We start from the raw sequence: 25,366 nt of genomic DNA on the forward strand, positions 1-25,366 counted from the left end.
CCCCCCCCCCCCCCCCCCCCCCCCCCCCCCCCCCCCCCCCCCCCCCCCCCCCCCCCCCCCCCCCCCCCCCCCCCCCCCCCCCCCCCCCCCGGGACCGGTTGCCGTGGGGGCTTACTTGCCGACGCTGTTGTTGCAGCCCATGGACGAACCCATCGTGGTGGACTGCGCACCCGCGTCGCCCTCGCCACCGAGCAGGTTGCCTCCCAGGCCGTTCGCGATGCCGACCTCGCCGAGGACGTCGACGTTCACGTCGTGCGACCGGCACGAGCTGCCCTGCTTGATCTCGATCTTGCCGCCACCTCCCTTGCCGCCATCGGCAGAGGCGGTGCCGGCGCCGAGGATGCCGAGGGTGCCGAGTGCGGCGGCCACAACGGCGGCCGTGCGAAGCATGCGCATTTCTACTCCGGTTAGGTTGAGCGGATTCACCTGTGATGTACCGATTTCGTACGGTTGTGGAGGCTAATACGAAATAACCTGAAGTCGCGCACCGACGCGCCGGATTGTATGATCGAGGGTTCGTAATTTGCCCCGCCCGCGTGGCTGACCAGGCCGTGGGCCGGTGGCAACCGGCGCACGCGCTCCCGGGATTCGGGGCGGCGAGCGGGTCGAACCACCCTGTCGGCCCAGTCGGCTCCCTTTGTTCGCGAGCCGTGCCTCGTGGGTGCCCCTCACAGGCGTGCGATCAGGTGACCGCTGGGCGTGGATGTCGCCGGCCCGCCCCGCTCGGGTGGAAGGGTGCGCCGTGCAAGCAGCACGCCAACCACTCGAAGTGAAGCAGGAGCCGCTATGCGCCGTGTACTCGTCACCCTTGTGGGAGCCCTGGCTCTCACCGGGGCCCTCGCCCTCCCCGCCCATGCCGAGCCCGGTCCGGGAGTCATCGGCATCCTCGGCGACCCCGTGAGGGCGAACTCCAACGTCGGTGGGCTGCAGCTCGGTCAGCTGCCACTGGGGCTGCTCAATCCGCGTTGACCGGCTGATCGCAGCCGGCGGATCCGCCGGCGCTCCGGATCTCCCGGTGGGCCGCTTCGGCCGCCCGAGTCAGCAGCGGTCAGGGCGGCGGTCCGGCTGTCATGTGGGGGTGTTGCCGGCCGGACCGCCGGGGCGGCGCCCGCTCCCAGCCCGGCCCGACAGTGGCCGCGGATGAAGAACACCTCTCCATAAAATCGAATTGGTGTCACTCGTCAGCCGCGTGAGCCCACGCACCAAGCTGAATGAGTGATCGAAATGCCGGATTCGTAGCCTTCCTCCTTCTGTGTCGTTGAGTGTTGTGCGGTCCGCGGCTGTGACCGCACTGTCAAGGAGGAGTCACGTGATCAAGAAGGTCATTGCCGCTTCGGCTGCCACTGGTGGCCTGCTGCTCGCCAGCGCGGGCACGACCGTCGCCGACACGGGTGCCCAGGGCGCCGCCGTCGGCTCTCCCGGCATCCTGTCCGGCAACCTGCTTCAGCTGCCGATCCACATCCCGACCAACGTGTGCGGCAACACGCTCGACATCATCGGCCTGCTCAACCCCGCCTTCGGGAACAAGTGCGCCAACGTCGATGCGCCGTCCCACGCGCGGCACCACCACAAGGCGCCGAAGAAGCAGCACATGCAGCAGGGGGGCCAGGACAAGCCGTCGCACAGCCACCGTTCGTCCGGCCACCGTTCCTCGTCGGCGCACCACATCGCCACGCAGGAGGCCGGACACCGCTCGCTCCACCAAGTCGCGGCGCCCGCCCGCCCCGAGCTGGCACGCACCGGTTCGGAAAAGGTCAGCCTGGCGGTTCCGGCCGCTGCCAGTGCCGGGCTGCTCCTCGGCGGCGTCCTGCTCTACCGCCGGGGCCGCCGCGCCGCCGCCCGGGGCTGAAGGTAGGCGGTGACGGGCCTTTTCGGCGGTCGCCGCGCTACGCGTGAAGATTACGCGTGAAGATGGGGCCCGGAGTAGTCAACGGGCCCCATATTCATATGACTTACCCGACCGCTCCGGTCCGTGCCGCCTCGAAGCGGACCCACGCCCAGACCACTGCCCACTGTGAGGACGTCGCGACCGGGAGTCCAATATCCGCACGGTGGCAAACGGGTGACCGCGCATCGGTTCCCGTGACCGGGCCAGGGGAATTCCCGTTGCCCCTTGGGAGAACAGCGAATGGGTCCGTGGGTTGCAGCCGGGAATCGCTTCCGTGTGATACCGGGGTGGCCGGCGGCGACCACGCCGGCAGTGTTGTCCGACGCGCATTCATACGACATCAGATTTTCCGTGTAACAGGTAATGAAGGGCCGAGGGTTCCATGCGCAAGCTTCACCAGGTCGCGCTCGTCGTCGCAGCGGCCGGCGGTCTGTCCGCCGTCGGTGCCGGCGGCAGCTTCGCCGACGCTCCCGTCGGGTACGGCGGTGCCACCCCACCCGTTGCCCCGCAGCAGGACACCCCCCAGGCCGCCGCTTGGACCGCTTCGCAGGCCACTTCGCACGCTTCCGGCTCGCATGCCGGTCCGCAGCAGGCAGCTGCCCCGCAAAGCGCCCCGCAGCAGGCCCCGGAGGTCTCTCCGCAGGTCAACCCGCAGCTCAACCCGCAGCTCTCGCCGCAGGTCTCGCAGGTCCTGCCGCAGGCCCCGAGGGATCAGAACAACCTCTTCCGCCCGTACCAGGAGTGCAGCCCGCAGACGCTGCTCGACGCGGACCTCCCGATCGGCGTGCTCGCCAACCCGCAGACCCGGGGCATCACCTGCACCCAGAACAACACCCAGGCCAACGCCTTCGCCTCGTCCTCCGCCTCGGCGCACTAAGGCCGCCGAGCCCGCCACGCGCGCCGCCCGGGCACGGGCCCTTCGGTATCCCCGAGGGGCCCTTTGGCGTGCGCGCGGCCGCCCTTGCCGACGGGCGAGGTCCTGAACTGCTGGGTCGGCGAGGGGACTTCCGGGCCCTCAATCGTACAATCCGGCGCGTCGCTGCCAATATCAGGTTATTTCGTATTAGCCTCCGTAACTGTAAGAAGTCGATCTGTTACCGATCGCTTCCGTTCAATCTTCCGGAGAGAAAAATGCGCAAGCTTCAGAAGGCCGCCGTCCTGGTCGCCGCCCTGGGCAGCCTCGGCCTCCTCGGCGCCGGCACCGCCCACGCCGACGGCGGCAAGGGCGGCAAGTTCGACATCAAGCAGGGCAGCTCATGCCGGTCGCACGACCTGAACGTCGACGTCCTCGGCGAGGTCGGCATCCTCAACGGCGTGCTGGGCAACGCCCTCAACGGTGAGGGCAGCCCGGGCGCGCAGTCCACCACCATGGGCTCGTCGATGGGTTGCAACAACAGCGCCTTCTGAGCAGCGCCGTTCGCGTAGCCACGCGAACCGGGTCCCGGTATTCGGCCGTAAGGCCGGTGTCGGGGCCCTTTTTGGCGTTCGGCCATATTTCCGTGGAGTGGCAAATGGGTGACCGCGTACGGGTTCCCGTGACCGGGCCCGGGGAAATGCCGTTGCCCCTGGGAGAGAACAGCGAATGGGCCTGTGGGTCGTCGCCGGGAAACGCTCCTCCCTGGTACCGGGGTGGCCGGTGGCGACCACGCCGAAAGTGTTGTCCGACGCGCATTCAGAAGGAGAGGCGATGGGATGAGCCGTCGGCTTCGAGGAGCGTGGGAGGGCAGCGCAGTGAGTGCCGTCGCGGGCTTGCGGGAGGTTTCCGACGTGGTCCGGATCGGGGTGCGCAGGGCGTGAGCCCAAGACCACCAATGTGGGCGCCCGCAGGACAGAAATAAGTAATTCAGATTTCCATGTATAGGTTAATGAAGGGCCGAGGGTTCCATGCGCAAGCTTCACCAGGCATTGCTCGTCGTCGCAGCGGCCGGCGGTCTATCTGCCATCGGTGCCGGCGTCAGCCATGCCGACGCTCCCGTCGGATACAACGGCGCCGCCCCGCCCCCCGCTCCGCAGGCGGCTCCGGCCCCGGCTCCGCAGCAGTACGCCCCGCCGGCTCCCGCTCCTCAGCAGTACGCGCCTCCGGCCCCGGCTCCGCAGTACGCCCCGCCTCCGGCCCCGGCTCCTCAGCAGTACGCGCCTCCGGCCCCGGCTCCGCAGTACGCCCCTCCGGCTCCCGCCCCGGCTCCGGCTCCCGCTCCGCAGCAGGCCGCGCCCCCGGCTCCGGCCCCGGCTCCCGCGCCGCAGCCGGCCGCTCCGGCCCCCGCGCCCCAGCCGGCGGCCGCCCCGGCTCCCGCCCCGCAGCAGGCCGCCCCCGAGGCCGCGCCGCACCACGACACCCACGCCACCGCGACGGCCACGTCGCACGGTGCCTCGCAGGCCGCTGTCATGGAGGACGCCCCGCAGCGCTCCGCTCCGCAGGCGGCCTCCCCGGCGCCTGCCGCGCAGCAGTCGGTGCCGCAGATCGTCCCGCAGGTGGTCCCCCAGGCGGCGCCGCAGGTCACCCCGCAGGTCGCCCCGCAGGTCGACGTGCCGCAGGTCGTGCACCCGCAGTCCGTCCCGCACACCGCCCCGCAGGTCAACCCCCAGGTCAACCCGCAGGTCAACCCGCTGATCAACCCGCTGATCTCCCCGGACGTCCCGCAGATCTCCCCGTTCGGGCTGGGGCGGCTCGCGGCGGCTCCGGTGGGACAGGTCGATCTGCCCCGCATGTCCTGATCGTTCGCGGACGGTCAGGACTGGTCCCGCCCCCGAGCACAGCGATGCGGGGGTGGGGCCGCCTCCGGCCGCCATGGAACGTCTGGCGGGGCCGGCGCGAGCCGCTGCCGTGGGTCCGTCGTCACCGCCAGCCCGCTTCCCGTAGGGCGTCCCTCGGGAGCGGAACCACCTCCTCGGCCCGTACCAGAAGTGCAGTCCGCAGACGGTGGTTGAGGCCAGCGTCCCGATCGGGACCGCTCGCCGTCCCCGCGGCTCAGGGCGTCACCTGCGCCCGGTCGCGGGGCGACTGTGCTGTCACAGCCTGTCCATGCCGCATCGAGCGGTGCGGGTATGTCCGGTCGGGCTCTCGTTATGTCAGTAGTCGGTCTTCGCGGATCGCATCCGCTCAATCTCCGGAGAAGAAATGCGCAAGCTTCAGAAGGTCGCCGTCCTGGGTGCCGTCCTCGGCAGCGTCGGTGCCCTCAGCGCCGGTACCGCCTTCGCCCACGGTGAGGCGGGTGCCCACGACATCGACGCCAAGCAGGGCGCCTCGTGCCGGTCGCACGACATGAACATCGACGTCCTCGGGTCGGTCGGGGCGCTCAACGGCACGCTGGGCAACGCGCTCAACGGCGAGGGCAGCCCGGGTGCGCAGTCGTCCCACCTGGGCGCGAAGATGCGCTGCAGCAACGGCGCGTTCTGAGCGCAGAGCGGTCGCATACGTCACCGGAAGGGGTTCCGGCGCCGGGCCACGGGCTCGGCGCCGGAACCCCTTTTTTCCACCTTCTTCAGGGCCCGCCGGGGGCTCAGCCCCCGATCTGGGGCATCGATGCGCCGTCCTCCGGCGCGGTGTTGGAGCAGGTCATGGCGGGGCCGATCCGGGTCGAGCCGGTGTTCAGCAGGCCGTTCGAGGGCAATGTCGCAGGTGCTGACGACAGGCAGTCCTGCGCCTGCTTGAGGGAGTACTTGCCGTCCTGGCTGGTGTAGTCGGCGTTCTTCTGGATGCAGGAGACATTGCCCGTGAGGTCGCGGGTGCAGCTGAGCGGGGCTCCTTCGGCGTACGCCAGCGAGGCGCCGGTGACGGCGAGGCCGCCCAGGAGTACCGAGACGGCTGCGATCTTCTTCCGACTGAACATTGCTGCGTTCCTTTGTGGTTGTTGCCCGGGGGCCGTGCACCGCGAATCCGCACTTCCCGGGTCCTGAAGAAGGGCGGGCAAAGGGTCCCGGTTCCGGGCCGGTGGTGCCGGAGCCGGGACCCGCTCCCGTTACTTGCCGACGCTGTCGTTGCAGCCCAGGGACGAGCCGATCGGAGTGGACTGCGCACCCGAGGAGCCCTCGCCGTTGAGGGCGCTGCCCAGCACGCCGTTGAGGACGCCGACCTCGCCGAGGACGTCGACGTTCAGATCGTGCGACCGGCAGGAGTTGCCCTGCTTGATGTCGATCCCGCCGCCCTTGCCGCCGTCGGCGTGGGCGGTGCCGGCGCCGAGGAGGCCGAGGCTGCCGAGGGCGGCGACCAGGACGGCGGCCTTGTGAAGCTTGCGCATTTCTTCTCCGGAAGATTGAACGGATGCGATCAGTAATTGATCGGCTTCGTACAGTTACGGGAAACTAATACGAAATGTCCCCTCGTTGCGCAGCGACGCGCCGGGTGTGAAAGGCGGAATATCGGGCGCCGTTCCGGGAGTTGCTCCTTGCCCTGGGCGGCGGCTGCCGCACGCAAAACGGGCTCTTCGGGGGGAGTCCCCCGAAGAGCCCGTGGCGGCGTCGCGTACGGCTGCCCCCGGCGAAGTCAGCCGGTGAAGGCGTGGTTGAACTGGCCGCAGCTGGTGTCGAAGTTCTGCGGGACGGCGAGCACGCCGATCGGAAGGTTGTTGTCGAGCACCGTCTGCGGACTGCACTCCTGGTACGGACGGAAGATGTCGTTCACCCGGGGCCCGTGACTGCCGTGGGCGTAGGCGGTGCCGGCGCCGGCACCGATGGCGGAGAGGCCGCCGGCTGCTGCTGCGGCGACGACCACGACCTGCTGAAGCTTGCGCATGGAACCTTCGGCCCTTCGTTACCTGTGCATAGAGGCCTGATTGCCTACTGTGACCGTGCGAACACTAGCAGTAGTCGTCTGGCGGGTTCCACTTCGCTGTACGCCATGTGTCGAGCCGGAGAGGCGGAAAGCGGGGTTCTGGAGGAGGAGTTCGCGGCGCGGCGGAGGGGCCGCGGTACGGGCGGCCGCCCGGTCGCGGGGGAGCGGGGGCTGCCAACTGCGGTGCGGCCAGGGCGACGGGGCTCGACGCCGGCCCCCGGCCGGCGGTGCCGGACGGGGCCGGGAGAGGGCCGGGAGGGGGTGTCAGCTCGTGGCGAGCGGACGCTTGCCGTGCAGGTCCTCGGAGTCGTACGCACCGGGGTTTCCGGCCAGCTTCAGGGTGAAGGCGGTGAAGACCTTACGGCCGTCGACGGTCTTGGGGTCCGCGAGCGTGACGGTGGCCTTCAGCGGCTTGTCCAGGCAGGTGTCCAGGCACCAGGTGCCGGTGACCTTCCCGGTGCCGACGGCCTTCTTCGCGCCCCACTGCTGCCAGTTGACCTTGCCGATCGAGGTGAACTCGGAGAGCACCAGGTGCGCGGGGCTGCGCTCGGCGCGGCCCCGGTCCGCGTTCTCCTCCCCGTAGTGGTTGATGACGTAGGGCGTGCCGGCGGTACGGGCGATGCCCACGGTGTGCGCACCGCTCCGGTCGCCGGTCGCCGCCTGCGCCCCGTGGGCGGTGGCGAACATGCCGAGGACGGCGACTCCGGCCAGGGCGGCACCCATGGCCGCCTTCGTGCGTCGGTCCGTGCGCAGCGTGCTGTTCATGACTCTCGTTCCGTTCTGTGGGAATCGGTCGGCGGGTCAGAAACTACGAGCGGCGCTTCTCGGGGATCTGTCGATCACGTAACAGCGGTTCATCGACCGCCGCTACCTGATCAACGCACGTGCGCGGCCGGCCCGGTCGAGGCGCCACGCCAGCCCGGTCCGGGAGGCGGCGGAGCGCGGATGCCCCGTCAGCTTCGGCCGTCCAACCGGGTCTTGTGGCCGTCCTTGGTCACCGCGACGCCCTTGGGCACCTCCACCCGGAACCTGGCGTCGCACAGGGCGAGGCCGGTGCAGCCGGCGTCGATGTCGAGGGTGTCGCCCTTGAGGGTCCACCTCAGGTGCACGGTGCCCGCGGCCGTGTCGAACCAGCGGGTGACCTTGATGTCCTTGCGGTCGGTGGCGACCAGATCGGTGGCGACCTCGTGGGTCTTCACCTTCAGCGACGTACCGCGGTAGGGGAAGCTCTTCGATGCGGGCTTGGCCTGCGAGGCCTCCACGGAGCAGCCGGTGAGGCCGAGGGCGACGGCCGCCGCGGCGACGGCGAGCGCGGCGGGGCGCTTCGGCAGGGCGGATGACGACATCGCTTCCTCCAGGGGAGCCAGGGGCACGGAGTGCTGAACTCCCCCGAGGATCGCGGGCCCCGGGGAGCCGCACATCTGCCGTTCGGCAGATATCCGCCTCCCGCTCACGGCCGCCGAACGGCTTCGCGGTCAGCGGACCGCGGCGCGGGCAGCACACATCGCACCCGCCACCCGGGACCGTACGGGCCGGCCTCCAGCGTGCCGCCCAGCGCGCCGGCCCGCTCGGCCAGTCCCGCCAGTCCGGTGCCGCCGCGTGACGGTGTGCCCGCCTCCAGGCCGTGCGCCGGCACCCCGGCGCCCCCGCTGTCGGCGACCGAGACCGCCACGGACCGGTCGGCGGTCAGGCCGGCGGACACCTCGACACGGCCGGCCCGCGGGGCATGGCGCCGTACGTTGGTCAGCGCCTCCAGCACCACGCGGTACGCGGTGTCCGCGGCTTCCGGCGACAGGCCGCCGGCCGCCTCGTCCTCCAGGGACAGCGCCACCGCCGCGGCGGTCATCGAAGCGAAACGGGCGACGAGTTCGGGCAGGTCGGCCAGACCGTGCGGGCGGGTGGGCGGCGGCTCGCCCGGATCGGCGCCGTCCGCGCCGCGCAGCGCCGCCACCGTCCGGTCCATGGATTCCAGCGCCCGCAGCCCCGCCTGCTCGATGCGGTGCAGCAGCGCGCGCTGCTCCTCGGCGCCGAGCGCCGACGGGCCCGCGCCGAGCTGGGCCGCCTGCGCCTCCAGGACGATGCCGGTCACCTCGTGGGCGACGAAGTCATGGAGATCGCGGGCGACTTCGAGGCGCTGCTCGCGCCGGGCCGACGCCACCGCACGCGCCCGGCGGCCGTCCAGCGACCGCAGATAGAGCCCGACGCCCGTCGCGCAGGCGACCGGGAAGAACGCCAGCGACGCCGCGAAGAGCGACTCCCCCAGGCCCGTCCGCGGCGCGTGCAGCGTGAAGCGCAGCGGCAGCAGGACCGCGGCGGCGCCGGTGAGGGCGCCGACGACGCCCACCCGGGGTCCGGGCACCTGGCGCACCACCCGCTCCAGGACGACCAGCAGCGCCGCCGCCTCGAAGGGGAGCCAGAGCAGGGCCAGTCCGGGCTTGCCGACGGCGACGCAGTCCGCGGCGAGGGAGAGCAGCGCGAGACCGCCCGCCGCCCGGGCGAGGGAGACCCGGCCCGCCGGCCAGGCCCGGACGGCCACGGCCAGCGCCAGCGCGGCCAGGATCGCCGACAGCCAGGCCCCGGTTCCCGGCGGTGCGACGACGGCCGGTGCGAGCATGCCGACCGCGGCCACCGCCGACCACCACCGGCGCCGCCGCCCGTCCCGCACCTGGTCCGTCATGACCGCGAGGCTACGCACCCGGCGCGGCCCGCGGGGTGCCGGCGGTCAGGGCGTCCGCCCCGTCGCATAGCCCAGCTCCCAGGCCCGGACCGCGACCCCGACCCGGTTACGTACCTGCAGCTTCCGCTGGATGCTGGCCACATGGGTCTTGACCGTGCCCGCGGAGATGAACAGTTCACCGGCGATATCGGCATTGGTCTTCCCCTCGGCGACCTTTCCGGCGATCTCCCGCTCCCGCTCGGTCAGCACCGTGTCGCGGTGGCGGGGGCGCCGCCCGTCCGTGGCCCCGGTGACGTGCCGCAGCAGCCGTACCGTGATCGACGGGCTGATCAGGCTGTCACCGGCCACCGCCGCCCGCACCGCCTCGACCAGCAGCGCCGGACCCGAGCGCTTGAGCACGAACCCCGATGCGCCGAAGCGCAGCGCGGGGTAGACGTACTCGTCGAGGTCGAAGGTGGTCACGACGACGATCCGCACCGGGTGGGCCGCGGCGGGGTCGGCCAGCCTGCGGGTGACCTCCAGCCCGTCCATCCCCGGCATCCGGATGTCCACCAGCGCCACATCGGGGGCGAGCGCACGCCCCAGCTCCACCGCGTCCACGCCGTTCGCCGCCTCGCCCACCACTTCCATGTCGGGCTGGCTCTCCACGATGCGGCGCATTCCCCGGCGGACCATCTCCTGGTCGTCGGCGATCAGCAGTCGAATCGTCACGAGTGGGAATTCTGCCGCACCGCGGGGCGGAACCGCCCACCGCGGTCCGGGAGGCGCCCCCGGAAGGGCCTGCTCTCACTTGAGTCCGCTGAGCATCACCCCGCGGACGTAGTGCTTCTGCAGCAGGACGAAGAGCAGCAGGACCGGCAGGATGCTCAGGACGAGCCCGGCCATCATGACGGGCACCATCCGGTCGGGGTCGAGGTGGCTCTGCAGCATCTGGATGCCCACGGGCAGCGTCATCAGCCGCGGGTTGGCGGTGGAGATCAAAAGGGCCCAGATGTACTCGTTCCAGGCGTGGACGAAGGTGAGCAGGGTGAGGGTGACGGCCACCGGTTTCGTCTGCGGCAGGACGATGCGCCACCAGATCGCGTATTCGCCGGCGCCGTCGATGCGGGCCGCCTCCAGCATCTCGTCCGGGATGGCCAGCATGAACTGCCGCATCAGGAAGATCCCGAAGCCCGACACCAGGAACGGGATGACCAGCGCGGCGAGGCTGACGGTCAGGCCCGCGCCGCCGCGGCCGAGCAGGTCGTTGCCGCCGGCTCCCGGCCAGTGCACCAGGATCAGAAAGTGCGGGATGAAGAAGACGAACGACGGAAACATCATCGTCGACAGCACCAGCCGGAAGATCAGATCGCGGCCCGGGAAGCGGAGTTTGGCCAGTGCGTAACCGGCGAGTGCCGAGGTCAGGAGGGTGGAGCCGGTGATCAGCGCGGTGGCGATCACGCTGTTGCGAAAGAGCAGCGGCAGATCCAGCTGGGCGATCGCGGCACGGTAGTTGGCGAGGTCGAAGGCCTCGGGAAGGAACCGGTAGGGGAGTTTTCCGTAGGTGCCCGGGCCCTTGAACGAGGTCAGCAGCATGTCGAGGAACGGCACGACGGTCAGGACCGCCCCGACGGCCACGACGGCGTAGGACGCCCAGGGGCGGTGGCGGCGACGGCGGCCGGCCGGCGGTCCGGATCCGTTCACGATTCCCCGCCCTTCCGGCGGAACAGCCACAGTTGCACCACCGTCACCACGGAAATGACCAGGAACAGCACGAGCGAGGCAGCGGCGGCGATGCCCCAGTCGCCGTACCGGAACGCCTGCTGGTACATCTCCAGCGCCGCGACATTGGTGGCATCGCCCGGCCCGCCCTCGCCCGTCATCACATTGATCAGCGCGAACGACTGCAGCCCGGTGATGAACTGGGTGAGGCAGACGAAGAGCAGGGACGGCCGCAGCAGCGGCAGGGTGATGCGCCAGAAGAGGGTGCGGCGGCCGGCGCCGTCCAGCTCCGCGGCCTCGTAGTAGACCTCCGGAATCGACTTCAGGCCCGCGGTGAGGATCAGGATCGCGGTGCCGACGGACGCCCAGGCCTGCACCACGATGACGGACGGCAGGGCCGTGCCGGGGCTCTGGAGGAAGGCCACGGAATCCAGGCCGAGGCCGTTGAGCAGGCCGTTGACCAGGCCGCCCGGCTCGTACATGTACTTCCACACGTTGCCGACGGCGACCACGGTCGTCACCAGGGGCAGGAAGTACAGGGTGCGCCAAAAGCCCTGGAAGCGCAGTCGGTTGATGCAGTGGGAGACCAGCAGCGCACCACCGAGCGCGATCGCCACGGTGCCCAGGGCGTACAGCAGCGTGTTGGTCAGGACGGGGGTCAGGAACGTCGAGCCGCGGGCGAAGAGGTCGGTGAAGTTGGCCATGCCGACCGGGTCGATCGCGTCGAGGTCGAAGCCGGCCCAGCGCGACTGCGCGAGCAGTACGGCGAACAGCAGCGGCAGGGCGAGGAACACCGCGAAGAACAGCAGGGCCGGGGCCAGGAACAGATAGGCGAGGGCGGTCTGCCGCCGCCGGGCCGCCCGGACGGGACCGCCGTCGGCCAAGGCCATGGGGCACCACCTCTCGTAGGGGCTCAGTAGGGCCGGGAGAGTTCCTGGTCGATCTGCCGGGTGAGGGTGGCCAGCGCCGCGTCGACCGGGGCGCGGCCCGTCCAGATCTCCTCGATGTTCTTGCGCAGCAGCGCGGTGGCGCGCTGGGCGCGCGGACCGTTCGGCTGCGGCACGGCGTAGTGCAGCGCGTCCAGGAAGGGGCCCAGGTTCGCGTCGCCGCCGGCGCCGCCCCGGCCGCCACCGGGTCCGCCCTCGCCGCCCAGCAGCGCCCGCATATCGTCCGCGCGGCCGGTCATCGAACCGACCGAGACCTGCAGCGCACTCATCCTCGACACCGTGGCCGGCCGCCGTCCGGTGCCGGCCGGCCGCGCGGCCGGCACCGGCGCCGCGTTCAGCCAGTGCAGGAACTCCCAGGCCTGGCGCGGATATCTGCTCCTGGCGTTCACGCCCAGCAGGAAGCCGGTCGCCAGCGTGCCGCGGTCCCCCGGCGCCCGGCCCGGCACCGGCGCCACCGCGACCTCGCGGTAGTCCGCGCCCATCGCCGCCCGCAGACCCGCCGTCCACCAGCCCGCGTTGACCGTCATCGCCACCTGACCGGACGGAAAGGCCCGAAAGAGCGGGATGCCGGGGTCCGCGGCGCCGCGGACGATGAGTCGGCGCTCCAGGTCGAGCAGCTCCCGGCCGGCCGCCGAGCCGAGGGCGGTGCGCCGGCCGTCGGGGGTCAGGAAGGCGCCGCCGCCCGCGGTCAGCAGGGCGAGGGTCTGCCCCACGACGGTCGAGTCGTCGGCCCGGGACAGCCCGAACCCCTGCACCAGGACGTTGCCGTGCCGGTCCCGCCGGGCGGTGCGGTACGCCGTCTCCTCCAGCTCCCGCCAGGTGCGCGGCGGCCCGCCGACGCCGGCCGCCCGCAGCAGCCGCCGGTTGTAGTAGAGGGCGTAGGTCTGCACCTCCGTGGGGTAGCCGTAGACCGTCCCGCCCGCCGACGCCGCCGCCACGGCCGCGGGGGAGAAGTCCCGGCGGATCAGCCGAGCGGTGTGCCGCGGCGCCGGCCGCAGCACACCGGCCCGCACCAGCTGGCCGGTCCACAGCCCGGACGGATGCAGGATGTCGGGGCCCTGGCCGGCGGCCTGCCGCACCATGTACGTCGTCAGCAGATCGGCGAACCTGACCGCGGTGGTGCGCACCTGGACCCCCCGATGGGTCGCGTTCCACGCGTCGACCGCGGACTGCAGCGCCGATCTGAGCGGTTCGCTCGCATAGTGCGTCAGGACCGTCAGGGTCACCGGGGCGCCGGGGAGAGCGGCCCGGTCACCCCCGTACGCCGCGTCCCCGGGCGCCTCGCAGCCCGCGGCGGCCAGCAGGGCGGCCCCGGCCCCACCGGCGGCACCCGCGGTGAACGTACGCCGCCTCACCGCGCCTCCCACTCCAGCACCGCGAACGTCCGGGTCGTGGTGAACCCGCTCCTGCGGTACAGCTGCCCCGCCGGGCTCGCCTCGCCCGTCCACAGGAACCACGCCCCGTGGACGCCGAGCGCCCGCATCCGCTCCAGCGTGAGATGCAGCAGGACCTTGCCGAGCCCGGTGCCGCGCAGCTCCTGCCGTACACCGAACGGGCCGAACCGCTCGGTCATGCCGTCGTAGGCGCCGTGCATGGCCCAGCCCGCCAGCCGTCCGTCCGGTGCCCGGGCGATGACGATGCGGTCCAAAGGAGCGCCGCCGGTCAGACACCGCCGGATCGCCCGTGCCCAGTCGGGGGTGAACTCCTCGGCGGCCAGGGAGACCAGGTCCACCAGATCGTCGTCGCACGGGGTGCCGAAGCCGAACCCCCGTGCCACCAGCGTCTGCTGATGCCGCCGGACCTCGTCCGGCACGCGGTAGCCGATCAGGCTGCGGTCCATCGCGGCGGCCTCGTAGCGGACCCGGAAGCCGAGGGCGGTCAGCAGCCGGTCGGCCTCCGGGTAGGCGGCCCGGTCCAGGCCGGGGAGCACGTAGTTGGGGGTGTACGGGGCGAAGCCGATCCGGGTGCGGCCCTGTCCGCGCAGCCAGTCGAGGGCGTCGGTGAGCAGCCGTCGGCCGAGGCCCGCGCGACGGTGCGGTGGATCGACGAAGAAGAAGAGGAGCCAGCCGTCGGACGGTTCCAGATCGCCTCCGGCCGGCGGGGTGCGGCGGCGCACCGCATAGGCGGCACCCACCACCTGGCCGCCGAGATCGGCCACCCGCAGCCCCTCGGCGTCGAAGTGGGGATCGAGCAGGATCAGCGTGCGGAAACGGGCGGCGCTGATCGGGTCGTCCGGGGCGCTGCGGGCCCAGGCCGCCAGCAGGGAGGGGCCGTCCCCGGGGCGGAAGGGGCGGAGGACGGGGCGCGGGCCGGGGGCGGCGGTGGCGGACATCGGACACTACTTACCGCATATCCGGCATCTTGGCGACGGTGCACGCCCGTATGGCCCGCTCGCGTGGCGGGCCCCCGGGGCGGCAGGCATGTTGGGGAGAGCGCCCGGCCGGCCCGTGGACGGGCAACCAGGAGGCTGCCGGATGCTGCGCAGAGCGCTGCGGATCCCCGCCGCCGGCGTCGCCTATCTGCTGACGGCGGCGGTGTCGTCGTCCGCGATGGCGTCGGGGCCGGAGGAGTACGCGGATGTCGCGGTGGCCCGCGCGGCACGGGCCGGGCCCGGTACCGCGGCGGCGCTGGTGATCGCGCACCGCGGCGCCTCCCGTTACGCACCGGAGAACACCCTGGCCGCCGTGGACGCCGCCCACCGGCGCGGGCTGATATGGGTCGAGAACGATGTGCAGCGCACCAAGGACGGCCGGCTGGTCGTCCTGCACGACACCACGCTGCGGCGCACGACCAACGCCGCGAAGGTGTTTCCGGGGCGGGCGCCGTGGCGGGTGGGGGACTTCACCGCCGCCGAGATCGCGCGGCTGGACGCCGGGAGCTGGTTCGGCAAGCGGTTCGCGGGGGAACGGGTGCCCACGCTCGCCGGGTTCCTGCGCCGTCTGGACCACAACGACCAGCGTCTTCTGCTGGAGATCAAGGCTCCGGAGAGGTATCCGGGAATCGAGGCGCAGATCGTCCGGGAACTGCGGGCGCGCGGCTGGCTCGACCGCGGCCATGTCCGCAGCCGGCTGGTGGTCCAGAGTTTCTCCGTGGCGTGCGTGAAGGCCGTGCACGAACTCGTGCCGCAGGTGCGCACGGGAATTCTGGGGGCGCCGGGTATGGCCAAACTGGCGCGCTATGCGCGGTTCGCCGACCAGATCAACCCCCGTATGTCCGCGCTCAGTTCGCGCTGGCTGGCGGCCGTGCACCGGTTGCGCGGGCCGCACGGCCGCCCGTTGGAGGTCTATGCGTGGGACGTGGCGAAGAACACGAACGCGCGATCCCTCCGGGCGCGAGGTATCGAAGGAATCATCGAATAGGGTTCAAGGGCCGGGAATCAGGCGGGATTGCCCGGATCGTGCGGGCGCCGGACGACGGCGGAGAGTGCGCCGCTACCCGCGCCGCGTGAAGGAGCTGTGGAGAGCGGACGCCCGGCGTGTGGCCGTGGCAGGTCGGGATTTACGGGATTCCCGCCGCGCGGCTATGGTGCCTGAGATGTTCGACGCCGCCACCCTCCCCGTAAATGAACTAAGACGCAGGATTTGGCTTTTGGGTTCCGAAATGCGGCCCGACGCGGGCCAGCGTCCAGCACCTCCCCTGGGATGCTTCCGGGAGGCTCCTTGAACGACGAATATCCGGCGTACGGCGAACGGCGGGTGCCGCTCCCCCCGCCGCGGCAGATGCCGCACGACACGCTGAGCCGGGCCGGCGCACCCGCGCCGGCGCAGACTGCCGGTGCCACGGCGACGACGACGCTGGCGCCGGCGGCGGCCGCCCGCTCGCACGCCAAGCCCAGAAGCCACGCCAAAGGCCGTGGCCGGGCCCGGGCCAAGAACGCCGCGGCCGCCGGCGCCAAGCCGCGCGACGCGTTCTTCGACAACGCCAAGTACCTGGCCATCGTGCTGGTGGCGATGGGGCACTCCTGGGAGCCGTTGCGTGACGGCAGCCGCACGGCAGCGGCGCTCTACATCACCGTCTACGCGTTCCATATGCCGGCGTTCATCATCATCTCCGGCTATTTCTCGCGCAGTTTCGATATGCGCAAGGACCGGCTGCAGCGGCTGATCACCGGAGTCGCGGTCCCGTACATCCTCTTCGAAGTGGCTTATACGCTCTTCAAGAGGTGGGCGGACGACGATCCGCATTACCCGATCAGCCTGACGGACCCCTGGTATCTGACGTGGTTCCTGGCCGCGCTCTTCATCTGGCGCCTGACCACTCCGCTGTGGAAAATCGTGCGCTGGCCGGTACCGCTCGCGCTGACCATAGCCGTACTCGCGTCCGTCTCACCGGACATCGGCGACGATCTGGACCTCCAGCGGACGCTGCAGTTCCTGCCCTTCTTCGTGATCGGGCTGGCGCTGCGGCCGGAACACTTCAAGCTCGTACGCCGCAAGAAGGCGCGCATCGCGGCGGTACCGGTCTTCGCGGCCGCCCTGGTCTTCGCGTACTGGGCGGCGCCGCGGATGAACGCCGCGTGGTTCTACCACCGTGACGCCGCGCAGGAACTCGCCGCGCCCTGGTGGAGCGGCGCGGTGATGACGCTGGCGATGTTCGGCTGCTCGCTGGTGCTGGTGGCCTGCTTCTTCGCCTGGATCCCGGGCCGCACGATGTGGTGCACGGCGCTGGGCGCGGGCACCCTCTACGGCTACCTGCTGCACGGCTTCCTCGCCAAGGGCTCGCGCTTTTGGAACTGGTACGACCACCCGTGGGTGCACACGCCCTGGGGTGCGGTGCTGCTCACCCTGATCGCGGGCACGGTCGTCACGGTGCTGTGCACCCCGCCGGTGCAACGGATCTTCCGCTTCGCGATGGAGCCCAAGATGACCTGGGCGTTCGGGAAGGACCCGGTGGGGGTGGCCCGCAGCCGGAACTGAGCCGCTGCGCAGGGGAGGTCGGCGCCGGGGCGCCCGCCGCACCGGGAGACCGGTGGGACGGGCGCCCTTCGGCATGACGGCGCCGGTTTCGCCGCGACACGGGCGCCGGCTACCGCACCACCGCGATGCCTTCGATCTCGACCAGCGCGGCCTCGTCCCACAGGCGGGTGGCGCCGATCACGGCCATCGCCGGGAAGTCGCCGCCGACCAGGCGCTTCCACACCCGGCCGAGCTCCCTGGCATGCCGTCGGTAGTCGGCGACGTCGACCGCGAAGACGGTGAGCTTGGCGAGGTCGGACGGACCGGCCCCGGAGGCCGCCGCGACATCCAGGAGGTTCGCCAGCGCGCGCTCGAACTGCTCGACGATGCCGTCGCCGACGATCCGGCCCGAGCCGTCGAGGGCGGTCTGCCCGGCGAGGAAGACCAAGGTGCCCGGTGCGGCGCGTACGGCATGGCTGAAGCCGGTCGGCGGCGCCAGGTGAGAGGGGTTGACGCGCTCCAGCCCGTCGTCCTTGGTGCCGTCCGTGCCTGCCGTCTCAGCGCTCATCCGCGCCGGCTCCCCTCCGTCGCCAACTCGTCTCGCACGCCCGGGGATCGCGGCGCGGCCCGCGGCGCATCGGGAGGTCTGCAGCCCCTTCGGCGTCGCTCACCGCTGGCCCCTTCCCGGCTCGTACCGCGGCCGTCCATCGCCATCGGCCCGCTCCCCGGCGAGTTTAGGGCCTGCCGGCGGATCGGGGCCGGTATCTCGCCCACCGGATCAGGGGCCTGCCGGATCAGGGCCCGGTCCGCGGCGCGTGCCGTGGCGGGGCCGCCGACGCCAGTGGGTCCCGGCCGTCCAGCGTGCCCCGGGAGCCGTAGGGGCGGCAGCGTATGAACGCCGCCTCGTGGTGGAACGGCTTCTGCTGATGCTCCCCGACCGCCTCCGTGTGCTCGGGCCGGGCGGAGCCGTAGGCGTAGTGGCGCATGGCCGACACGCTCCGCCAGATCGAGAACGTGCCGACGAAGCGAGGCGGGCGGGCCAGGGCGACGGACGCGACCAGCGCGGGATCGGCCGCGGCCCGCCCGGCGGCCCGGGAGTTGGCGCGCAGGAACGGCAGCGCGCGGCGCAGCCGCAGCTGCCCGAGGGTGAGGACGGCGACCGGCTCGTCCTCCTCGTCCAGCGCGGCGCCGGGCTCGGCCTGGACCGGCATCGGAGGCCACGAGCCGGAGACCCGCACCGGCTGCAGCCGCACATGCCAGCCCCCGGCCAGCCGCCGTGCCAGCGGGCTCTCGGCGAGGAAGCCGTCGAGCGCGGCGTCGTCCTCCCATGCGGCGAGCAGCGCGGCCCGGCCGGGGCGGAGCTTGGGCGGGCCGGCGGCGACGGCGCCGGTGAGCAGGGTCCGGGCATGGCGGAGGCCGGGGACGTCCCCCGGCTGCGGGCGCTCGCGCAGGACACCGCGCACGGAGCGGGCGCCCAGGTCGGCGAGGTGTACGGAAACGATCACGGCGACCCCCCGTATCCCGGCCCACAGGCAGGGGCCGAGTAAGTTACTGATGCGTATACCAAGTGGTACACCACCTAGTATCCTTGAATGCACCGACAATGGCGAGCCGACAGCACCAGCCGGAACGAGCCAGATCGCGAGGGGACCGCATGAGCGGGATCGACCGGAGCCGAGCCGCGCGCGCCGAGACCAGGACGCGCATCGAGGACACGGCCGCCCGGCTGTTCGCCGAGCGCGGCTTCGCGGGCACGACCATCGGGGAGATCGCCGCCGAAGCCGGACTGAGCAAGCCGATGCTCTACCGCCACTTCGACTCCAAGCAGGAACTGCACCTCGCGCTCCTGGAGCGGCACCGCGACGAGCTGGCCGCCGCTCCGATCCGCGAACTCCTCCATGGCGAGGGCGACATGCAGACGCGGATCACGGCGATGTACGACGCCTGGTTCGGGTATGTGCAGAGCCATCCGTACACCTGGCGCATGATGTTCCGCGACACCACCGGGGACGCGGAGGTGCGGGCCTTCCACCGCGAGCTCCAGCGCCGCCAGCGCGAGACCGACATCGCGCTGCTCCGCGAGTTCGCGCCCGGCATCCCCGAGGCCGAGCTGGAGCCCCTCGGCGAGGCGATCCGCAGCTCGCTCTACGGCCTCGCCCTGTGGTGGCTGGACCGCCCCGACCACCCCCGTGAGCTGCTGGTCGCGGCGATGGTACGGATCACCCGTGGCCTGATCTCCGGCTCCGCGGGCCCGGCGGCCGTGGACACCGGCCGGTGAGGTGAAGACCTCCGCTCCACGGACCCGCGCGGCTGCCGGCCGGGCTCCTCACTTCGCCTCCGCGTAGCACTCCACCACCGCGGTGGTGAACGGGAAGCGGACCGGCGTCTCGCCGAACGCGATCCGCCCCGCCGTCGCGGCCGCCGCCGTGATCGCCTCGGACACCGCCGGAGCCTCGTGCGCAGGGCAGTGCACGATCACCTCGTCGTGCTGGAAGAAGACCAGCTCGGCGCGGAGCCCGCCCTCGCGCAGCGAGCGGCGCAGCGCGGCCAGCATCAGCAACGCCCAGTCCGCGGCGCTGCCCTGGACGACGAAGTTACGGGTGAACCGGCCGCGGGCGCGGGCGGCCGCGGAATTACCGCCGTACCCCGCCGGCCGCTCCTCCTCCTGGGGCAGGCCCGCCTCGTCGGGCGGCGCCACGGACGCCGGCGGGCAGGTGCGGCCCAGCCAGGTGCGCACCAGGCGGCCCTCCTCGCCGGCGCGCGCCGCGTCGTCCACATACGCCACCGCCACCGGATAGCGGCGGCGCAGATCGGCCATGTGCTTGAGGGCGTCGCCGGACGTCTGGCCGTAAACGGCCCCCAGCAGGCCGAGCTTGGCCTGGTCGCGGTCGCCGCCGAACGCGCGGGCGGCCAGATCCGCGTACAGGTCCTCGCCGCTGCCGGCCACCTCCATCAGACCGCGGTCGCGGGAGACGGCGGCCAGCACCCGCGGCTCCATCTGGGCGGCGTCGGCGACGACCAGGCGCCACCCCGGGTCGGCGAGCACGGCCCGGCGGATCACCTTGGGGATCTGCAGCGCGCCGCCGCCGTTGGCGGTCCAGCGTCCCGAGACCGTGCCACCGGGCAGGTACTCGGGGCGGAAGCGGCCGTCGTGCACCCACTGCTGCAGCCATGACCACCCGTGGGCGGTGTGCAGCCGGTAGAGCTTCTTGTACTCCAGCAGCGGCGCCACCGCCGGGTGATCGATCTGCGCCAGCTCCCACTTGCGGGTCGAGGTCAGGGAGATCCCGGCGCGGGCAAAGGCCTTGACGATGTCCTGCGGCAGATCGGGGCGCACCCGTACGCCCTCGCCGAAGGCCCGGGACACCTCGTCCGCCAGCTCCGCCATCCGCCGGGTCTCCAGCCCGCCCGGATAGCGTTCGCCCAGCAGCCCGTCGAGCAGCTCGCGGTGCACATCCGCCCGCCAGGGCACCCCGAACCGGCCCATCTCCGCCGCGACCAGCATGCCCGCGGACTCGGCGGCCAACAGCAGCCGCATCCGCTCCGGATGCTCGGTCTTCTCCGTGCGCGCGACCTGGCCCGTATAGACCTCCAACAGCGCTGCCAGCTCGTCCGTGCCGGGCGGCAGCGGCACCGGACCCGGCTCGAAGAGGGACGGCTGGGTCTCGGCCGTACGCACGGGAGCGTCTGGCGGGACGGGCAGGCCGTGCAGCCGTGCCCAGGCGGCGGCCAGCGAACGCGGCTGTCCCGACTGGCCCTCCTCATGGCCGATCAGCAGCGCCTCGGCGGCCTCCACGTCATAGCAGCGCTCGACCCGCACCCCCGCCGCCAGCAGCCGCCGGTAGATCTCCGCCGTGGACCGCCACACCCACCGCTCCACCTCGGGCCGCGCGCGCACCGCCTCGGCGAGCGAGCGCTCCCGCACCACCGGCCCCGCGGGCCGGCCGTCCTGGGCGAGCGGACAGAGACGAGCACCCCCGTCGCCCGTCTCCACCACCGCCCATCTCATGCTCCCGAGTCTTGCACCCCCCTCTGACAATCGAAGCCCGGCGGCAGTCGGACCCAGGGGGTCGGGCCGGCGCCGCGGCGTCCTGGCTCGACACGAATTCCCCGGACGCGCCTTTCGCCTTGTCCGCGGCGGGTGCGACGGCGGGGCGACAGGGCGGACGGAGATAAAGTGATGTGTGTTTATGGTTTCGCGGCATCCGGGTGAATCGGCGAAACCGCACCCTCGGAAGCGAGTTGATCCAGTGCGCTCCCATTCGGGCACCCCGCTTCGAGAAGGGTAAAAAGTGATCAAGAAGGTCCTGGCCACAACTGCCGTCGCCGCGTCCGTCGTCGGAATTTCGGCTACGGCGGCTCCCCAGGCAATGGCGGTCGGCAAGCACGGCGGTGGTACCGCGACGGTCAACGGCAACGGTGCCAAGTCCGCTTTCGGCAACTCCACCACCCGGGGCAAGATGAGCCCGCAGCTGGAGCTCGTGCAGGGGTCGCTGAACAGCCTCTGTGCGGCGCTGGTCGGCCAGAAGGTCAATGTCGGTTCGGTGTTCGGGGCTTTCCCGACCACGGTCCAGGACATCAATGTGCTGTCCAACCCGCAGACGCAGCAGTGCGCGCGGAACTCGACGCAGGCCAAGGGCGATGAGGCGGTGTCGCACATCCTGAACGACATCCCCATCCTGTCCGGCAACGGAGCGCGCCACCACAAGCACTGAGGCCGAAGCCCGCACGGCCCGGACCGCCGGCTCTCACTCCTGAGCGGTCCGGGAACGGCGGTGCCCGGCGGCGAACCGGTGGGAACGGAATTTCTCGACCCACCTCCCGGTGGGAATTACTATTCGGCAGCTGCCTCGTCTGTTCGAAATCCGGTGTTTTTTCCGCGTCGTATGCGCGGCGGCAATCTCCCGAAACGATATTGCATCCTTCGGGCGATTCCTCCGAAACTCCCCGGCGAGAGTTTCGTCCACGAGGAGAAATTGTTACCAATATCAGCAGCGGCGTTACGGGCGAGCAGGTCAGCGCCCGTGCGGCACGATGGTCGTGTTCGCTACGGACCCGCTGCAGAAAGGGCTGAAAGTGAAGTACGGAAAGGTTGCGGCAGCCACTGCCGGCATGCTCATGGCAGTGGGTGCGGCTGCGCCGGCGTTCGCTGACGCGGGTGCGGTGGGCAAGGCGAAGCACTCTCCCGGCGTCATCTCCGGAAACCTCGTACAGATTCCGATCAACATCCCGATCAACCTGTGCGGCAACACCGCTCAATTCATCGGGGCGCTGAACCCGGCGTTCGGCAACAAGTGCGCCAACCTCAGCCACCACAAGAAGTGACCAGGTGCGCTGACCTCAGCCGCTGACTCGAACGAATTCGAGCCGCGTCCGTGATCCGGTCCCGGTGTGCGATTCACTGCACACCGGGGCCGGATCATTTTCCGGCCCATCCGGACAAACGCCTGGGCCGCACCTTTCGGGTGGAGTTGCCGTGCAGGCGGAACTTCGGAGTTTCTCCGCGCGGCGGTACTCGTTAGTGAAGGGGAAAGCGGTGATCCGAGCAGCGAAATGTTGCTCACGCGGCGCTGGTGCCGCGGTCCCGTCAAGCACCGCCCGAGAAGGGACAGTTGAAAGTGAAGTACGCGAAGTCTGCGGTGGTTGTCGCCGGTTCCGTCGTTGCGCTGGGCGCCGCCGCGCCCGCCATTGCCGCCCAGCACGGAGTTCCGGCCGGCATTCAGCCCGGACCGAAGATGAGCCTCAACGGCGGACTGCACGACGCGCTGCGGAGCAAGCAGCTGGACGGCCACCAGGTGCGGCCGCTGGTCAAGAAGATCAAGACCACCGGTGAGAAGGTCAAGTCGGCCAACGCGAACAAGCTGCTCGGCGGTGTGACGGCGGCGGCGAAGGGCACCCCGCTGCTCGGTGGCCTTCCGATCAGGTAATCCCGCTGTCCCCGTGGGCCGCTCCAGGCGCATTCGGAACGGAAGCCGAATGCGTGCCGGGCGGCCCCGACCGCGTATATCGCCGTCCCGCGGCCCGCCGCATCCGGGTGCTTCCCGCTCGGTGCGCCCGGTCCACCGCCGGACCGATCGGAAAAGCGGATCACGGCGCCAGGGCGTTCGAGTGAATGAGCACAACCAAATTCGCTCTTGTGAGTTGGGCAGATTGTCTGGCCCAAGGGCATCCAGAAACACAAAGGATCAACAATGATCAAGAAAGCTCTGGCGACCGCAGCCGCAGCTGCGTCCATTGTCGGTGTTGCCGCAGCTGCCGCCTCCCCGGCGATGGCCACGGGTAAGCACCACGACGGCGGTAAGCACCACGGCGGCAAGCACCACGGGACTACTTCCGTCAATGGAAACGGGACGACGCAGCTCTACGGGAACTCGACCACCAAGGGCTACATGAGCCCGCAGATCGGTCTGATCCAGGGCTCGCTGAACAAGCCCTGCGTCGCGCTGCCGTACAAGGCGAACTTCGGCTCGCTGTTCGGGGCCTTCCCGACCACGGTCCAGGACATCAATGTGCTGTCCAACCCGCAGTCGCAGCAGTGCGCCGAGAACTCCACCCAGGCCAAGGGTGACGAGGCGCTGTCGCACATCCTCAACGACATCCCGATCCTGTCCGGCAACGGCGGCGGCAAGAAGCACCACTGACCGGCCGATGAATACCCGGGCCGCCCGGCCCTCCTTCTTCCGGGCGGCCCGGATTTTTCTGCTTCGCGGCGTGGCCATGTGAGGCGGGACGGTTGTGCTGAGGGACGGCGCCGGTCAAAAAAGGAATGGCCGGCACGTTCCGCTGAATTGTTATTCGCTTGTGACCGGTGTCCGATGGGCCAGCTCGTTGGGGATGGTGTGTGGAGGGAAGCGTGCCAATGCCCTTGCGAGTTTGATGGGGTTGCCGGGGCATTGGCATGCCGGCCGGAGATCGCGTGCGATCTATTCGGGTGATGTAGGAGAACCCCGGGCTGCGGGCCGGGTTGTTCCAATAGGGCTCCTGTGCCGGGAGTTCCGTCTCCTGAAGGGGTTGCGTGATGAAGAAGATCCTTGCCGGCGTGGCTGTCGCGGCGTCACTGGTCGGCATTTCCGCTGCGGCCGCTCCGCAAGCAATGGCGAGCGACGGGCACAAGGGCACCAGGACGGTCAACGGGAACGGGGGGAAGTCGGTCTACGGCAACTCCACCACGCGCGGAAAGCTCAGCACCCAGCTCGGGCTCGTGCAGGGCACCCTGAACGACCTCTGCTTCGCCCTGATCGGCGAAAAGGTCAATGTCGGTTCGGTGTTCGGGGCTTTTCCGACCACGGTCCAGGACATCAATGTGCTGTCCAATCCGCAGACGCAGCAGTGCGTGCGGAACTCGACGCAGGCCAAGGGCGATGAGGCGGTGTCGCACATCCTGAACGACATCCCGATCGCGTCCGGCAACGGGGCCCACAAGCACGGAGCCCACAAGCACGGAGCCCACAAGCGCGGGCACTGAAGCCCGACGGCCTCGGCCGTACCACCGCCTGCGTCTCCGGGCGGTCGGCGCCGCGTATGCGCTGCCGGCCGCCCGGCCGTGTGAGCGCCACGGGGCCCGCGGACGGTGGCCCGTACGCGATGACTCCAGACGAGGGATGAGAGATGCGACAGAGTCTGAAGGTGTGCGTGCTCGTTGCGGCGGCGTCGGGTGCGCTCGGCGCGAGCGGCGCAGTGGTGCACGGGGACGCCGGCACCGGCGCCATGAAATCTCCCGGCGTGCTGTCCGGGAACAGTATCCGGGTGAGCGTGTTCAACCCCGTCAACGTGTGCGGCAACTCGGCGGACGGGGCCGGGGCGCTCGACCATGCCGAGCACGACGCGTGCGGGCACCGCGGTGCACCCGCGCCGGCAGCCCAGCGGCCCCCGCTGGCGCCACCTTCCGCCGCGGCGCACCGCAGGGCCGGGGAACCGGTGCGGCACCGCGCCCCGGCGAAGACCGCCGAGACCGCCCCGCGCCCCGGGCACGAGCCCCGGCTGGGTGCGGTGGCGCGGGCCGGGGCGTCCGCGGGCTCCGCGCTGCTCGCGTCCTCCGGTGCGGAGGAGCCGGCCATGGTGGCCGGTGTCGGCGGGGTGCTGCTGCTGGGAGGGGCGCTACTGCTGCGCAGGGCCCGTTCGCGGCGTAAGTGAGCGGGGTAGGGATAGGGCGCGTGCAAGGGGCGTCCGGCCGGTTTCGGCGGCCGCGGGGCACGGCGGCCGGCCGAGCGGATCCGGCGGGCCGCTCGGCCTGGGCCACCCGGTCGAGCCGGCCGTCGGCATCGCCGGACGGTTCGACCACGGGCCGTCGTACCGCTGGCAACGGGCGACGCTGCGGCTGGAAGCCGCCCTGCGGGCCGTACGACGGATCGTGCGGATCAACGCGCCAGGGCCGTGTCCGGCACGGGAAGGATCGTTCTTTCGCTCATTGGTGGGACCTGCCTCCCAGGGGGTTTGAAGTGCGCGGACGCGGGTGCGCCGCGGGGCCGTGCCGGTCGGTGCGAGCTC

29 protein-coding genes and 1 pseudogene are annotated in these 25,366 nt (G+C 71.3%); 15 read left to right on the top strand and 15 right to left on the bottom strand.

From position 1 onward, the window contains the following. Positions 1-111: 111 nt before the first annotated feature. A complete protein-coding gene (locus ACZ5XZ_RS30690) occupies positions 112-396 on the bottom strand; it encodes a hypothetical protein (RefSeq protein ID WP_468983841.1) in 285 nt (94 codons plus the stop codon). Positions 397-786: 390 nt separating this feature from the next. Between ACZ5XZ_RS30690 and ACZ5XZ_RS30695 the strand changes: the two genes are divergently transcribed. The 6 genes and pseudogenes from ACZ5XZ_RS30695 (at position 787) to ACZ5XZ_RS30720 (ending at position 5,285) form a co-directional block, all read left to right on the top strand. Continuing rightward, positions 787-969 (top strand): hypothetical protein, encoded by a 183-nt coding sequence (locus ACZ5XZ_RS30695; RefSeq protein WP_468983844.1) that lies wholly within the window; start codon positions 787-789, stop codon positions 967-969. Positions 970-1,309: 340 nt separating this feature from the next. Continuing rightward, positions 1,310-1,537 (top strand): annotated as a pseudogene (locus ACZ5XZ_RS30700) (chaplin); the annotation flags it as partial. A 733-nt stretch (positions 1,538-2,270) separates the two neighbouring features. After that, on the top strand, positions 2,271-2,765 hold the full coding sequence (locus ACZ5XZ_RS30705) for a hypothetical protein (RefSeq protein ID WP_384427967.1): 495 nt from the start codon (positions 2,271-2,273) through the stop codon (positions 2,763-2,765). 254 nt (positions 2,766-3,019) lie between these two features. Then, positions 3,020-3,295: a hypothetical protein gene (locus ACZ5XZ_RS30710; RefSeq protein ID WP_468983848.1), complete on the top strand. Its 276-nt coding sequence runs from the start codon at positions 3,020-3,022 to the stop codon at positions 3,293-3,295. Positions 3,296-3,772: 477 nt separating this feature from the next. After that, positions 3,773-4,603 carry a hypothetical protein gene (locus tag ACZ5XZ_RS30715; RefSeq protein WP_468983851.1) on the top strand — a complete coding sequence of 277 codons (831 nt, stop codon included), beginning with the start codon at positions 3,773-3,775 and terminating at the stop codon, positions 4,601-4,603. Between the two features lie 403 nt (positions 4,604-5,006). Then, entirely contained in the window at positions 5,007-5,285 is a 279-nt protein-coding gene (locus ACZ5XZ_RS30720) for a hypothetical protein (protein ID WP_384427972.1), read from the top strand. Between the two features lie 103 nt (positions 5,286-5,388). Here the strand turns inward: ACZ5XZ_RS30720 and ACZ5XZ_RS30725 are convergent, their stop codons facing one another. From ACZ5XZ_RS30725 to ACZ5XZ_RS30775, 11 genes are all read right to left on the bottom strand, one after another. After that, positions 5,389-5,718, bottom strand: a complete 330-nt coding sequence (locus ACZ5XZ_RS30725; RefSeq protein WP_468983855.1) for a hypothetical protein — start codon at positions 5,716-5,718, stop codon at positions 5,389-5,391. A gap of 129 nt (positions 5,719-5,847) precedes the next feature. Then, complete coding sequence (locus tag ACZ5XZ_RS30730) at positions 5,848-6,126, bottom strand: hypothetical protein (protein WP_468983858.1); 279 nt, start codon at positions 6,124-6,126, stop codon at positions 5,848-5,850. Between the two features lie 245 nt (positions 6,127-6,371). Continuing rightward, positions 6,372-6,620, bottom strand: a complete 249-nt coding sequence (locus ACZ5XZ_RS30735) for a hypothetical protein (protein ID WP_468983860.1) — start codon at positions 6,618-6,620, stop codon at positions 6,372-6,374. Positions 6,621-6,923: 303 nt separating this feature from the next. Further along, complete coding sequence (locus ACZ5XZ_RS30740; RefSeq protein WP_468983862.1) at positions 6,924-7,424, bottom strand: hypothetical protein; 501 nt, start codon at positions 7,422-7,424, stop codon at positions 6,924-6,926. A 188-nt stretch (positions 7,425-7,612) separates the two neighbouring features. Beyond that, positions 7,613-8,005 (bottom strand): hypothetical protein, encoded by a 393-nt coding sequence (locus ACZ5XZ_RS30745; RefSeq protein WP_468983864.1) that lies wholly within the window; start codon positions 8,003-8,005, stop codon positions 7,613-7,615. Positions 8,006-8,109: 104 nt separating this feature from the next. Next, positions 8,110-9,336, bottom strand: a complete 1,227-nt coding sequence (locus ACZ5XZ_RS30750; RefSeq protein WP_468983867.1) for a sensor histidine kinase — start codon at positions 9,334-9,336, stop codon at positions 8,110-8,112. Positions 9,337-9,381: 45 nt separating this feature from the next. Next, the gene (locus ACZ5XZ_RS30755; protein WP_468983870.1) at positions 9,382-10,047 is read right to left on the bottom strand and encodes a response regulator; all 666 of its coding nucleotides are present in this window, start codon (positions 10,045-10,047) and stop codon (positions 9,382-9,384) included. 75 nt (positions 10,048-10,122) lie between these two features. Then, positions 10,123-11,019 carry a carbohydrate ABC transporter permease gene (locus ACZ5XZ_RS30760; protein ID WP_468983872.1) on the bottom strand — a complete coding sequence of 299 codons (897 nt, stop codon included), beginning with the start codon at positions 11,017-11,019 and terminating at the stop codon, positions 10,123-10,125. Continuing rightward, a complete protein-coding gene (locus ACZ5XZ_RS30765) occupies positions 11,016-11,927 on the bottom strand; it encodes a carbohydrate ABC transporter permease (RefSeq protein ID WP_468983874.1) in 912 nt (303 codons plus the stop codon). The genes ACZ5XZ_RS30760 and ACZ5XZ_RS30765 overlap by 4 nt, the downstream gene beginning before the upstream one ends. A 23-nt stretch (positions 11,928-11,950) precedes the next feature. Continuing rightward, positions 11,951-13,339, bottom strand: coding sequence for an extracellular solute-binding protein (locus ACZ5XZ_RS30770; RefSeq protein WP_468983876.1), 1,389 nt, complete (start codon positions 13,337-13,339; stop codon positions 11,951-11,953). Next, the gene (locus ACZ5XZ_RS30775; protein ID WP_468983878.1) at positions 13,336-14,316 is read right to left on the bottom strand and encodes a GNAT family N-acetyltransferase; all 981 of its coding nucleotides are present in this window, start codon (positions 14,314-14,316) and stop codon (positions 13,336-13,338) included. The genes ACZ5XZ_RS30770 and ACZ5XZ_RS30775 overlap by 4 nt, the downstream gene beginning before the upstream one ends. 142 nt (positions 14,317-14,458) lie before the next feature. Here ACZ5XZ_RS30775 and ACZ5XZ_RS30780 point away from each other — a divergent pair, with 142 nt between their 5' ends. After that, entirely contained in the window at positions 14,459-15,343 is an 885-nt protein-coding gene (locus tag ACZ5XZ_RS30780) for a glycerophosphodiester phosphodiesterase (protein WP_468983881.1), read from the top strand. 300 nt (positions 15,344-15,643) lie between these two features. Further along, positions 15,644-16,900, top strand: coding sequence for an acyltransferase family protein (locus ACZ5XZ_RS30785; protein WP_468983883.1), 1,257 nt, complete (start codon positions 15,644-15,646; stop codon positions 16,898-16,900). A 109-nt stretch (positions 16,901-17,009) separates the two neighbouring features. On the opposite strand, the gene ACZ5XZ_RS30790 is transcribed toward ACZ5XZ_RS30785, so the two are convergent. Continuing rightward, positions 17,010-17,447, bottom strand: a complete 438-nt coding sequence (locus ACZ5XZ_RS30790) for a RidA family protein (protein WP_468983885.1) — start codon at positions 17,445-17,447, stop codon at positions 17,010-17,012. 226 nt (positions 17,448-17,673) lie between these two features. Then, positions 17,674-18,384, bottom strand: a complete 711-nt coding sequence (locus ACZ5XZ_RS30795) for a spheroidene monooxygenase (RefSeq protein WP_468983888.1) — start codon at positions 18,382-18,384, stop codon at positions 17,674-17,676. A gap of 149 nt (positions 18,385-18,533) precedes the next feature. Here ACZ5XZ_RS30795 and ACZ5XZ_RS30800 point away from each other — a divergent pair, with 149 nt between their 5' ends. Then, on the top strand, positions 18,534-19,157 hold the full coding sequence (locus ACZ5XZ_RS30800) for a TetR/AcrR family transcriptional regulator (protein ID WP_468983890.1): 624 nt from the start codon (positions 18,534-18,536) through the stop codon (positions 19,155-19,157). A 48-nt stretch (positions 19,158-19,205) separates the two neighbouring features. On the opposite strand, the gene ACZ5XZ_RS30805 is transcribed toward ACZ5XZ_RS30800, so the two are convergent. After that, positions 19,206-20,888, bottom strand: a complete 1,683-nt coding sequence (locus ACZ5XZ_RS30805; protein WP_468983891.1) for a bifunctional 3'-5' exonuclease/DNA polymerase — start codon at positions 20,886-20,888, stop codon at positions 19,206-19,208. Positions 20,889-21,171: 283 nt separating this feature from the next. Here ACZ5XZ_RS30805 and ACZ5XZ_RS30810 point away from each other — a divergent pair, with 283 nt between their 5' ends. From ACZ5XZ_RS30810 to ACZ5XZ_RS30835, 6 genes are all read left to right on the top strand, one after another. After that, the gene (locus tag ACZ5XZ_RS30810; RefSeq protein WP_468983894.1) at positions 21,172-21,594 is read left to right on the top strand and encodes a rodlin; all 423 of its coding nucleotides are present in this window, start codon (positions 21,172-21,174) and stop codon (positions 21,592-21,594) included. A gap of 361 nt (positions 21,595-21,955) precedes the next feature. Beyond that, a complete protein-coding gene (locus tag ACZ5XZ_RS30815) occupies positions 21,956-22,204 on the top strand; it encodes a chaplin (RefSeq protein WP_468984103.1) in 249 nt (82 codons plus the stop codon). Between the two features lie 293 nt (positions 22,205-22,497). After that, positions 22,498-22,806, top strand: coding sequence for a hypothetical protein (locus ACZ5XZ_RS30820; protein ID WP_468983897.1), 309 nt, complete (start codon positions 22,498-22,500; stop codon positions 22,804-22,806). A gap of 264 nt (positions 22,807-23,070) precedes the next feature. Then, entirely contained in the window at positions 23,071-23,520 is a 450-nt protein-coding gene (locus ACZ5XZ_RS30825; RefSeq protein ID WP_468983900.1) for a rodlin, read from the top strand. A 374-nt stretch (positions 23,521-23,894) separates the two neighbouring features. Continuing rightward, the gene (locus tag ACZ5XZ_RS30830) at positions 23,895-24,344 is read left to right on the top strand and encodes a rodlin (protein WP_468983902.1); all 450 of its coding nucleotides are present in this window, start codon (positions 23,895-23,897) and stop codon (positions 24,342-24,344) included. A gap of 143 nt (positions 24,345-24,487) precedes the next feature. After that, positions 24,488-25,012 (top strand): chaplin, encoded by a 525-nt coding sequence (locus ACZ5XZ_RS30835; RefSeq protein WP_468983904.1) that lies wholly within the window; start codon positions 24,488-24,490, stop codon positions 25,010-25,012. Positions 25,013-25,366 lie beyond the last annotated feature (354 nt).

It is taken from the genome of Streptomyces sp. NPDC033270 (assembly GCF_055576575.1).

What these genes read in the sequence shown, in the direction of transcription:
- ACZ5XZ_RS30715 (WP_468983851.1), top strand. Translation starts at nt 3,773, where the DNA reads ATGCGCAAGCTTCACCAGGCATTGCTCGTCGTCGCAGCGGCCGGCGGT.
- ACZ5XZ_RS30705 (WP_384427967.1), top strand. Translation starts at nt 2,271, where the DNA reads ATGCGCAAGCTTCACCAGGTCGCGCTCGTCGTCGCAGCGGCCGGCGGT.
- ACZ5XZ_RS30745 (WP_468983864.1), bottom strand. Translation starts at nt 8,005, where the DNA reads ATGTCGTCATCCGCCCTGCCGAAGCGCCCCGCCGCGCTCGCCGTCGCC.
- ACZ5XZ_RS30710 (WP_468983848.1), top strand. Translation starts at nt 3,020, where the DNA reads ATGCGCAAGCTTCAGAAGGCCGCCGTCCTGGTCGCCGCCCTGGGCAGC.
- ACZ5XZ_RS30730 (WP_468983858.1), bottom strand. Translation starts at nt 6,126, where the DNA reads ATGCGCAAGCTTCACAAGGCCGCCGTCCTGGTCGCCGCCCTCGGCAGC.
- ACZ5XZ_RS30835 (WP_468983904.1), top strand. Translation starts at nt 24,488, where the DNA reads ATGCGACAGAGTCTGAAGGTGTGCGTGCTCGTTGCGGCGGCGTCGGGT.
- ACZ5XZ_RS30750 (WP_468983867.1), bottom strand. Translation starts at nt 9,336, where the DNA reads ATGACGGACCAGGTGCGGGACGGGCGGCGGCGCCGGTGGTGGTCGGCG.
- ACZ5XZ_RS30765 (WP_468983874.1), bottom strand. Translation starts at nt 11,927, where the DNA reads ATGGCCTTGGCCGACGGCGGTCCCGTCCGGGCGGCCCGGCGGCGGCAG.
- ACZ5XZ_RS30790 (WP_468983885.1), bottom strand. Translation starts at nt 17,447, where the DNA reads ATGAGCGCTGAGACGGCAGGCACGGACGGCACCAAGGACGACGGGCTG.
- ACZ5XZ_RS30780 (WP_468983881.1), top strand. Translation starts at nt 14,459, where the DNA reads ATGCTGCGCAGAGCGCTGCGGATCCCCGCCGCCGGCGTCGCCTATCTG.
- ACZ5XZ_RS30805 (WP_468983891.1), bottom strand. Translation starts at nt 20,888, where the DNA reads ATGAGATGGGCGGTGGTGGAGACGGGCGACGGGGGTGCTCGTCTCTGT.
- ACZ5XZ_RS30690 (WP_468983841.1), bottom strand. Translation starts at nt 396, where the DNA reads ATGCGCATGCTTCGCACGGCCGCCGTTGTGGCCGCCGCACTCGGCACC.
- ACZ5XZ_RS30740 (WP_468983862.1), bottom strand. Translation starts at nt 7,424, where the DNA reads ATGAACAGCACGCTGCGCACGGACCGACGCACGAAGGCGGCCATGGGT.
- ACZ5XZ_RS30800 (WP_468983890.1), top strand. Translation starts at nt 18,534, where the DNA reads ATGAGCGGGATCGACCGGAGCCGAGCCGCGCGCGCCGAGACCAGGACG.
- ACZ5XZ_RS30775 (WP_468983878.1), bottom strand. Translation starts at nt 14,316, where the DNA reads ATGTCCGCCACCGCCGCCCCCGGCCCGCGCCCCGTCCTCCGCCCCTTC.
- ACZ5XZ_RS30825 (WP_468983900.1), top strand. Translation starts at nt 23,071, where the DNA reads ATGATCAAGAAAGCTCTGGCGACCGCAGCCGCAGCTGCGTCCATTGTC.
- ACZ5XZ_RS30720 (WP_384427972.1), top strand. Translation starts at nt 5,007, where the DNA reads ATGCGCAAGCTTCAGAAGGTCGCCGTCCTGGGTGCCGTCCTCGGCAGC.
- ACZ5XZ_RS30735 (WP_468983860.1), bottom strand. Translation starts at nt 6,620, where the DNA reads ATGCGCAAGCTTCAGCAGGTCGTGGTCGTCGCCGCAGCAGCAGCCGGC.
- ACZ5XZ_RS30695 (WP_468983844.1), top strand. Translation starts at nt 787, where the DNA reads ATGCGCCGTGTACTCGTCACCCTTGTGGGAGCCCTGGCTCTCACCGGG.
- ACZ5XZ_RS30725 (WP_468983855.1), bottom strand. Translation starts at nt 5,718, where the DNA reads ATGTTCAGTCGGAAGAAGATCGCAGCCGTCTCGGTACTCCTGGGCGGC.